The sequence below is a fragment of the Asanoa siamensis genome (assembly GCF_016862555.1).
GTDB classification, from domain to species: Bacteria; Actinomycetota; Actinomycetes; order Mycobacteriales; family Micromonosporaceae; genus Asanoa; species Asanoa siamensis.
Map to the genome: position 1 here is coordinate 1 of NZ_BONE01000152.1, position 8068 is coordinate 8068.

At 66.1% G+C, this 8068-nt stretch carries 7 protein-coding genes and 1 pseudogene; 2 read left to right on the forward strand and 6 right to left on the reverse strand.

Going from position 1 to position 8068, the window contains the following annotated elements:
• Positions 1 to 101 precede the first annotated feature (101 nt).
• Positions 102 to 459 (reverse strand): annotated as a pseudogene (locus tag Asi02nite_RS40350) (transposase family protein); the annotation flags it as partial.
• A 146-nt stretch (positions 460 to 605) separates the two neighbouring features.
• A complete protein-coding gene (locus tag Asi02nite_RS40355; protein WP_203719332.1) occupies positions 606 to 863 on the reverse strand; it encodes a tyrosine-type recombinase/integrase in 258 nt (85 codons plus the stop codon).
• Here Asi02nite_RS40355 and Asi02nite_RS40360 point away from each other — a divergent pair.
• Positions 789 to 1268, forward strand: a complete 480-nt coding sequence (locus Asi02nite_RS40360) for a hypothetical protein (protein WP_203719338.1) — start codon at positions 789 to 791, stop codon at positions 1266 to 1268. The two genes, Asi02nite_RS40355 and Asi02nite_RS40360, sit on opposite strands and share 75 nt — an antisense overlap.
• A 395-nt stretch (positions 1269 to 1663) precedes the next feature.
• Here the strand turns inward: Asi02nite_RS40360 and Asi02nite_RS40365 are convergent, their stop codons facing one another.
• The 4 genes from Asi02nite_RS40365 to Asi02nite_RS40380 all read right to left on the reverse strand — a co-directional run bounded on the left by Asi02nite_RS40365 (position 1664) and on the right by Asi02nite_RS40380 (position 5644).
• The gene (locus Asi02nite_RS40365; protein ID WP_203719333.1) at positions 1664 to 2734 is read right to left on the reverse strand and encodes a hypothetical protein; all 1071 of its coding nucleotides are present in this window, start codon (positions 2732 to 2734) and stop codon (positions 1664 to 1666) included.
• A complete protein-coding gene (locus tag Asi02nite_RS40370) occupies positions 2731 to 3057 on the reverse strand; it encodes a PadR family transcriptional regulator (RefSeq protein ID WP_203719336.1) in 327 nt (108 codons plus the stop codon). The genes Asi02nite_RS40365 and Asi02nite_RS40370 overlap by 4 nt, the downstream gene beginning before the upstream one ends.
• 539 nt (positions 3058 to 3596) lie before the next feature.
• Entirely contained in the window at positions 3597 to 5075 is a 1479-nt protein-coding gene (locus Asi02nite_RS40375; RefSeq protein WP_203719334.1) for a YncE family protein, read from the reverse strand.
• Positions 5072 to 5644 carry a SigE family RNA polymerase sigma factor gene (locus Asi02nite_RS40380; protein ID WP_239127694.1) on the reverse strand — a complete coding sequence of 191 codons (573 nt, stop codon included), beginning with the start codon at positions 5642 to 5644 and terminating at the stop codon, positions 5072 to 5074. The genes Asi02nite_RS40375 and Asi02nite_RS40380 overlap by 4 nt, the downstream gene beginning before the upstream one ends.
• Positions 5645 to 6128: 484 nt before the next feature.
• Here Asi02nite_RS40380 and Asi02nite_RS40385 point away from each other — a divergent pair, with 484 nt between their 5' ends.
• A complete protein-coding gene (locus Asi02nite_RS40385; RefSeq protein WP_203719335.1) occupies positions 6129 to 7100 on the forward strand; it encodes a bacteriocin fulvocin C-related protein in 972 nt (323 codons plus the stop codon).
• Positions 7101 to 8068: the final 968 nt, after the last annotated feature.

Consider the following 8068-nt stretch of genomic DNA (forward strand, 5'->3'; position numbering starts at 1 on the left):
AGGTAGTTCAGCACTGCGTTGAAATGGGCTTTGTAGTAATGCAGAAATCGGACGATGATCCAGTCTGTTAGAACAGGCCGCCGCTCTTCCCATCGGCTTCAACCCCGGAAGATCGCGTTCTGGTCAGCGACCCGGTCGATGGGAATCAGGGTGCCGCCGAGCATCGCGTACGCCAGCCGGCGGACCCGGTCCATGGCAGCGGCCAGATCATCGGCGGCTGCCGCGAGCAGGGCTATAGCTTGCTGCACGTACCGCCATGCCGTGGTCACGCCGACCCCGAATCCGGCGGCCAGCCAGGTATAGGTGTCGCCTTCCGGAGGTGCGCCAGGGCGAGCAGTGCCTGCCGTCCCGCGTCGAGACGCCATCGGGATCGGCGCCGGCTGCGGTGGTTGCGGATGCGCTCGGCGACCTGCTGCAAGGTTCGGCTGGACACGCGATCGCGGACGGATAGGACAGCACAGGCGAGGCTCCCGGTTGCGCGTCGGGCCTTGGTCGATTTGCTGTCCCACCAGGAGGACCGCCCTTATCGATCTGCGGCCTCCATCCACTCGCTGACCTGCAAGATCAGGTTGGAAAGTGCTCATTGGAGAGCGGTCTGCGGACGACTATGTCCCGGAGGCCATGTACGCCGCGAGGATGTAGTTGGGGTGCCGGTCGAGGTTCTTGCGGGCGCGGTCGTAGCGCATGGTGGTGCGGGGGTCGGCGTGGCGGGCGGCGATCTGCACGTCACGCAGACTGACTCCGGCATCGAGCATGGTCGTGACGAAGGTGTGGCGCAGCATCTGGGGATGCATCCTCGGCATCCGGATCCCCGCCGTGTTGGCGAGGTGTTTGAGGCGGCGGGTGGCGGCGTGTTGGTCCATCCGGATCTTGCCGCCCTTGCCGCGTACGCGTATGACGCGGTGGCCGTGTTCCTCGCCGAGGTCGGCGACGTTCGACCCGCAGGCTTCGAAGATCCGCAGGCCGAGCAGGGCGACCAGGGCGACCAGGGCGAAGTCGTTCGGGTTCGGAGATGTACGGGCGGTGGTGATCAGGGCTTCGAACTGCAGGTGGCCCAGTCCGGGGGTCGGCTACTCAGCCGGCACGGTGGGGCGGCGGACGTAGTCGGCCGGCAAGTGTTCCAGGAGGGCGTCGATGACGCAGACCCGGTAGAAGCCGACCACGACCGACAGCCGCCGGGAGACCGTCGAGGGTTGGTATCGGCGTATCTCTTGCAGCCAGCGCACATATCGCTCGACGTCGACCCGGCGCGCGGTCAAACGGGTTGAGAGCCTCGTCGGTGCACCAGCGGAGGAAGAGGCGCAGGTCTGAGTCGGTGTGCACGCGGGTCTGGCCGCGTAGCGGCCCAGGAAAGCTGACACTGCGGCGCGCACGACGAGCTGATCGGAAGAGACGACATCGGACACTGAGATGGGAAAGGCAGCCATACACCACCGTGCGTCACCAACGACGATGACCCGTACGTGCTACTGACGACGGTGTTCACGGCACCGGCGAACTCTCCGGCGAGCTCATCCGCTGATACGAGCAGCTCGCCTGGCCGGTATTCGTCCGCGTCCAACTGTATGCCGTAGCCGACGCGGCAAAGCCGGCTGTGCCCACCGGCAGGGATTCCGCTGCATGGTGATCGGCGTCCTGGCGCGACGCCGCGCCCGTTCGGCGGCTACGTCTGATCTTGGTCGAGGTTGGCCTCGTGGGTCAGATAACTGGCTGAGCCGGGGTCGGTTGCGGGTGCGGGCCGGGGCGGGCAGAGCACGGCCACTGCGATGGCTGCTGTTATCGCCGCCCCGGCGGGGTAGGCCATGCCGCCGAATTCGTCGGTGGGCACCAGGCCACGCCAGAACGGCGAGTCAGGCACGGCCGTGTCGGACAGTGTGCCCAGGAATTGCAGACTACCGAGCAGCCAGGCGGGGATCAGCAGGACGAGACCGCCAATGGCGGCGGTGGCCGCGAGAGGAGCAGCCAACGGACGGTGCTCGAGACGGCGGCTGGCCCAGCCGGCTAGCAGCCAACCGGCCAGCATACCGAGCAGGCCGACGGCGAGCGTCGAACCAGTGAGCCAGCGCGGTTCCGCCCGGTAGATCGAGACTCTGAGCCCGCCTTCGGCGTACGCTGCGTCGAAGTAGTCCTCGAACGACAGCACGAGTGCGTCGTTGCGCGCGGTCAACGCCTGCGAGTTGTTTTGCCGGGCGCCTGTTTCGATGTCGGCCGGGCTGGTCGAGTAGGTATCGGTGACGCGCCAGCCGGCCGCCTCCAGGCGTCGCTGCAGGCCGGCTAGATAGGCGTCGACGTCCTCGGTTGCAGGCGTCCGATCGGTGCTGTAGCTGACCGTCGCCGCATCGGTCTCACCGCCGTTGTTGCGGAAGGGGTCGTCCGACCTTTCGTACCATTGTGCCGACAAGCCTGGGGTGAGCATCTCGGCGAGCTGAGTCCGCGCTGCGCCGGTTGGGAGCGCCGGCGCCGCCTCCCAACCAATACGGTTCGCCACCGACGCGCTCAGAAAGCCGGAGAAGACTGAGGCGAAGATTGCCAGCACGACCACGCCCCTGCTGAGTGGGCGACCGAGTCGGGCCCGCATGCCTTGCCGAAGCAGGTTGAGCGTCTCGAAAGGGCCAGGCCGGATGTGTCCGGCCTGGGCGGCCATGAGCAGCGTGTCTGCCAGTTCTCCGCGACGTGAGCCCTTCGGGTAGACGCGCAGCAGCAGGCGATACGGGGTGGCGAGGCGGCGGCTCATGCGAACGCCGGGCCAGGCCGCGAGGCGTTCAGCAGCCGCGATGCGGTGCTAGCGTTGCGGGCCAGTCGCGCTGCCTCCTCAGCGAGTGCCGCCGCGCCGCCGTCGGTGAGGCGGTAGTAGCGCCGAGGACGCCCTTCAACGGTCTCCTCTCTGTCGATCGCGACCAGTCCTTGGGCGGCTAACCGGTCCAGCGCCGCGTAGAGGGTGCCGGCCTGCAACCTGACCTCGCCTTCGGAGAGTGTCTCGGCCGTCTGGATCACGCCGTACCCGTGCCGTGGCTGATCGACCAGCGCGGTCAGGATCCAGAACGTCGGCTCTCGCATGGCCTTCGACATGACCGCCAATATAAAGATTATCTGACTATGGTGCAACGGCGCTGGTACCGCGCCGGCCGGGGCGCTTACAGCGCCCGCTTGCAGTCCCGAGCCACGCGACGAGGACGGCGGACCCGAGCAAGCCACACGAGCACTCCCCGGTGGCCGGAGGAAGCACGAACGCCCATTGCACCGCCGGGCAACGCCGCTATCGCAATGTCCCGAAGAGCGCGCACGTCGGCTACTGGCTCTCGGCCGCCGTTCATCCGGTGGTACCGGTTGTTGGCGTCGCGCTGCGTCAGTCTGGGGTCCGACGGTGATCGGCGACACGACTGTCTCGATGCCGACCACCTCCGACGGATCAGGTGAGCGCACATCGGCATGAGCGGACGTCGCATCGCACTGAACGCCACTGGCGGTCGAAAGTCCTGGGGCTACTTGCAGAACGCTCTCCTCGGCAACGGCTACCTGCCTGGCCGAGCGGCTGCCTGGTTCATCGCGCTCGCGGTGGCTGGCTCGCTGTTCTTCGCAGAATTCCCGCCCATCTATCAGAGCCGCTTGGTGGTCCGCACCTTTCGATACAGCCCTACGAAGCCAGCCGCCAGCAGCATCGGGGCGCCACAGGCCCCAAGGACCAGCCATAGCAGAACGTTCGGTGGACCGTAGGTTGGAGTCTCGGCCGGGCGCTGTGGGTCTGCGAGGCGGCTGGCGGCGATCTCGACCGTTTCTACGCCTTCGGGCAGTGTGAGCATGCGTTCGGGCGTTGCTTCGCCTAGCGTGAAGATCTCCACGCCTTGACCCACTTGCACGACTAGTTGAGACGGCGAACGCCAGCCCTGCACCCGCACCACGACATCGGCTGGCAGCCGAGGGAACGCCCCGCCCTCGACCGTCGCTCCGGTCTCGACATCCACAACGCGTAGCTCGCCGGACTGTGGCGTGCCGAAGCAGCCGATGCAGCCTGTGCGGCGCACCATCGCCAGCCGCCCGTTGGGGCTCCATGCAGTGCTGTCGCCGAGCCGCCAGCCGTCACGTGGCCAGGTGATCGGGTCGCCACCGGCGACGGGATAGACCGCGATGTTATCGCCTTGCTCAACAGCGACCCGGGTGCCGTCCGGCGAAAGCGCCGCTCCGTGCGCGAGGGCCTCGCCCACGCCCTCCTGAGCGATGGTCTGCAGGATCCGCTGCGATGGCAGGTCCCACACCTCCCAAGCGACCGGCTCGCCGTTCCCGCCTTTCAGCGACCTGACCAAACGCCGACCGTCGGCTGACCAACCAGCTGGGATCGAGCCCGATCTCGGGCCGTCTACCAGATCGCCGGTGACCAGGTCATAGATGCGCGAATCGCCGTCGAAGAGCCGTCGACCGTCAGGGGATACCAACGGCCACGTCTGCCCACCGGCCGGTGCCTCCGTGTACATCTGATCCAGTGGATCGGTGAACTTGTCCAACACTCGATACCGGTCGCCGTCAGCGGCCAGCAACACCGCGCGGCCCTCCTCCAAGTCGCCGTAAGTAGCCGGACCGCTATAAACCATCGCAACCAGGCCCGGCGGTGACTGCCGGAACTCAGCCGCCAAGGCCCAGGATCCTGGGGTAGCCAGTCGGTCAGGCAGCCCCAGCCGGCCCCGCGGCTCACCCCACAGGGCGGTGCCAGGCGGTGCCGCCAGCACCAGAACTGCACCGACCACGGCCACGGCGAGCAGCCGGCGGATCACCGAGACCCGCGGAAGATCACGCCACAGCACGGCGAGCACCACCAGTAGAGCCATGAGCAGCACCCACCCGGTCCAGCCGCCGAGCGGCGTGCTGGCCAAAACGGTAAGCCTCGAGAACCCTGAGGACGCGACGTCGGTCGAACCACCCGTGGGAAAACCCACCAGGCCGGCGCCAGCGACCGTCAAAACAGCAGCCACGACCATCTGACGCCGTCGCGCGCGCCGACGCGCCCGAGCGAAAAAGCCAGCCGATAGCACCGGCGCGGGTTCACGTTCGGCGATGGCGCGCAAATGCTCGCGAAGCATCATGGGGTCACCACCTTCTGGCCAGCGGCAGGCGCCTCGTCCAGATCATTGAGTAGGCCGGCGAGCTCTGGCGCCAGCAGCCGCAGCCGCCGCAACGCGTGCCGCGTCTGGCTCTTAACCGTCCCAACCGACACATTCAGCAACCGAGCCGTCTCGACCTCGGTGCAATCCTCGTAATAGCGGAGCACCAGCACCGCCCGCTGGCGAGGAGCCAACCGGTGCAACGCCTGCGCCACCACGATTCGCGCCTCCGGTTCTCGCGCTTCGCCGCCGGGCTCCGGCGGTGTGTCCACCAACACTTCTGACACCCGCCGTTGCTGCCGTCGCCACCAGGACACCGCCTGCGAGTAAAGAACCTTGCGAACATACGACTCCGGCCGATCCAACCGCTCCCACCGCACCGCCGCCCGCTCCAACGCCGCCTGCAACAGATCCTCGGCCTGGTGCCGGTCGCCAGTAAGCAGATACGCCGCATGCCACAACGACGCCGAACGAGCCCGGACGAACTCCTCGAACTCCACCGCCATGACATCAGCGTTGGCTGGTTCCCGGGGCACCCCGTCATCGCGCATCTCGACACTCCATGGCCATGTAGACGCCAAAGGGGACGCGTTTGGAGGGAAGGAGGACGGCACCGCGCACGGGCGCGGTCAGTATGGGCCACGGCTCATCACGAAGGCGACACGGCGGTGCCGGCGACCAACCTGCGGCGGCTACGCCGCCTACAGCAGGGTTTGTGATACGTACCCTCTTGAGAACTCTGTCAGAGCGTGCTGGAGAGAACCGGTCAGGTCCAGGGAAGGTGCGCCGGGTGTGCCGGCGGTCGGGCGGGCCTCTCTGGTGACGCTGCGAGCCATGCCGCGAATCCCTTTTGCTCGGCTGGCTTGCGCACGATCTCGACCGTGGTGCTGACCGCGTCGCGTGGATACTGAGAAGTCACGAACACCGGTCAGCGTAGGACGATGTAGGTAGATATCCGTGATGAAGCCGAGCCGAAGGCAGCCCATGGTTCTATCGTCCCAATAGCGAGTCTCGCCAGCAGATCAGGAGCTAATTGTGAAGGGCGACCAGAGTCTGATTCTGGCATTTGACGCATCCTGCGGAACCTGCCGTCAGCTCGCCCAGACAGTGTCGAGCGAGTGTCGAACGGAGCTGGACGTGCGACCGCTCGACGACGAGGACGTGCGAGGCTGGCGCCGGCAGGCTCTGGGCGACGACCCGCCGCGGGTCCCGACCTTGATGAAGCTCTCCGGCGCGGAGGTTCGGGCGTGGACCGGCACGCGCATGGCGGTGCGACTTGTACGGCACCTTGGTCCGCGGGCGACCGTTCGTCTATTGCGTGCTTTCGGCGAGCTCAAGAGACTCTGCGGCAGCCAACCCACACCGAGCAACGGCATCGGACGCAAGGACTTCCTCCGGGTCGCAGCGGGCACCGGCATGGCGGCAGCGTTCGTCCTATTCGGTAAGGCACCGGTGTTCGCCAGCCCGGCGCAACGATCAGAGCAGGCTCGGGCGTGGGTGAAGGCTAATCCAGACGCGATCCCTCGAGACTATGGCGGATTCTCCGCCTTCGACCTCACATACCGCCAAGCGATCCATGAAGCGCTACCGCCACGTGATCGCGCACGACTGTGGACAGAGCACCTCGCCCGACACCCCGTGGCCAGCACCGCGATGTCTGCCGAGCAGGCCCGGGTCCTTGACCAGGCGACTGCGCTGGCGGCCGACGAGGCAACCTTCACGCTGGGATACGAGACTAAGCACGAGACGCTAGAGAAGCTCAGATTGGACTCCATCGCCGCCTTCGGTCTGGATACCGCCAGAAGCTTGTTGGCTATCCTCGGCCCCGCCCAACTCGCCGCCTGTTGTCGATGCCAATGCGCAACGAACAGCGACTATTGCTCGGTGCGGTGCATCTATGACGACCAGCGGAACCGGTGCGACAACTCCCAGGAGGGCTGTGGAACCTTCTGGGGGTACGGCTGCAACGGCTGCTGTAGCTACTGCGGGTCACGCGGCTGTTGCTGACCTCGCCTCGGCACCACCGCTGCAGGTGATTTGAAACCGCCACGGGGTTGAATCACGCTGACATGCCTAAAAGCGTGTTTGAGATTGCTTTCATGTTGGTGGTGTGCCGGCGTGACATCGGCGGTGGTCGTAGGCAACGTGGCGCAGTGTCGTCGTTCCGTCGTGGATACCCGTCTGATTTGACCGATGTGCAGTGGGCGCTGCTCCAGCTGCTGCTTCCGGAACCGGCTACGGAGGTCCGGCGGGAGAAGCACCCGCGGCGTGAGATCGTCAACGCGATCTTGCATGCGGTCCCGTCTGTGGGGACAGGTTGGCGTGACCGAGCATCTATTGGCCGAGTTGAGGGTCAAAGCCCGCGCTGTGCAAGGTCGCGGGCCGGAACCGTCGGCCGGGATCATCGACTCCCAGTTGGTCAAGGGCGCTGACACCGTCGGCCGTGACACACGTGGTTAGACGCTGGGAAGAAAATCAACGGTCGCAAGCGGTTCATCATTACCGACACGTTAGGGCTGCTGGTAACCGCTTGGGGTTCTCGCGGCGTCGTGGCAGGACCGTGACGGCGCCAAGGGCGCGCTGGTCGCCGCGAGACTGGCCGCGCCCTCGAACTCCAACCATGATCTCGAATGGCGCTTGCCGTACTAGGTCGTCGGGGCGCATGCTCAATGTGCGTTACCATCGAACCTTGGCGGCGATCGGAGCCTTGCGGACCATGCCCACGAGCGTCCAGCTGCTGCCACACCTGAACGACTTGGGCCCCAGCAACTCAGCCGAGCTTCTCGCCACGCAATCTGCAGGCCACTAGCCGCATAAGGGTTCTTCAAAAGTGAGTTTGGAAAAGTTCGGTGTATTTCCTGATCGAGGAGCGGCACCGATGACTGACACGACGATGGCCGTGGATACTTGAGCTGAAGAATCGTGGTGTCGAGGACGCCTGCATGGTCGTCTGTGACTGGCTCAAGGGCCTGCCT

What these genes read in the sequence shown, in the direction of transcription:
- Asi02nite_RS40360 (WP_203719338.1), top strand. Translation starts at nt 789, where the DNA reads ATGCATCCTCGGCATCCGGATCCCCGCCGTGTTGGCGAGGTGTTTGAG.
- Asi02nite_RS40355 (WP_203719332.1), bottom strand. Translation starts at nt 863, where the DNA reads ATGGACCAACACGCCGCCACCCGCCGCCTCAAACACCTCGCCAACACG.
- Asi02nite_RS40365 (WP_203719333.1), bottom strand. Translation starts at nt 2,734, where the DNA reads ATGAGCCGCCGCCTCGCCACCCCGTATCGCCTGCTGCTGCGCGTCTAC.
- Asi02nite_RS40370 (WP_203719336.1), bottom strand. Translation starts at nt 3,057, where the DNA reads ATGCGAGAGCCGACGTTCTGGATCCTGACCGCGCTGGTCGATCAGCCA.
- Asi02nite_RS40375 (WP_203719334.1), bottom strand. Translation starts at nt 5,075, where the DNA reads ATGATGCTTCGCGAGCATTTGCGCGCCATCGCCGAACGTGAACCCGCG.
- Asi02nite_RS40380 (WP_239127694.1), bottom strand. Translation starts at nt 5,644, where the DNA reads ATGCGCGATGACGGGGTGCCCCGGGAACCAGCCAACGCTGATGTCATG.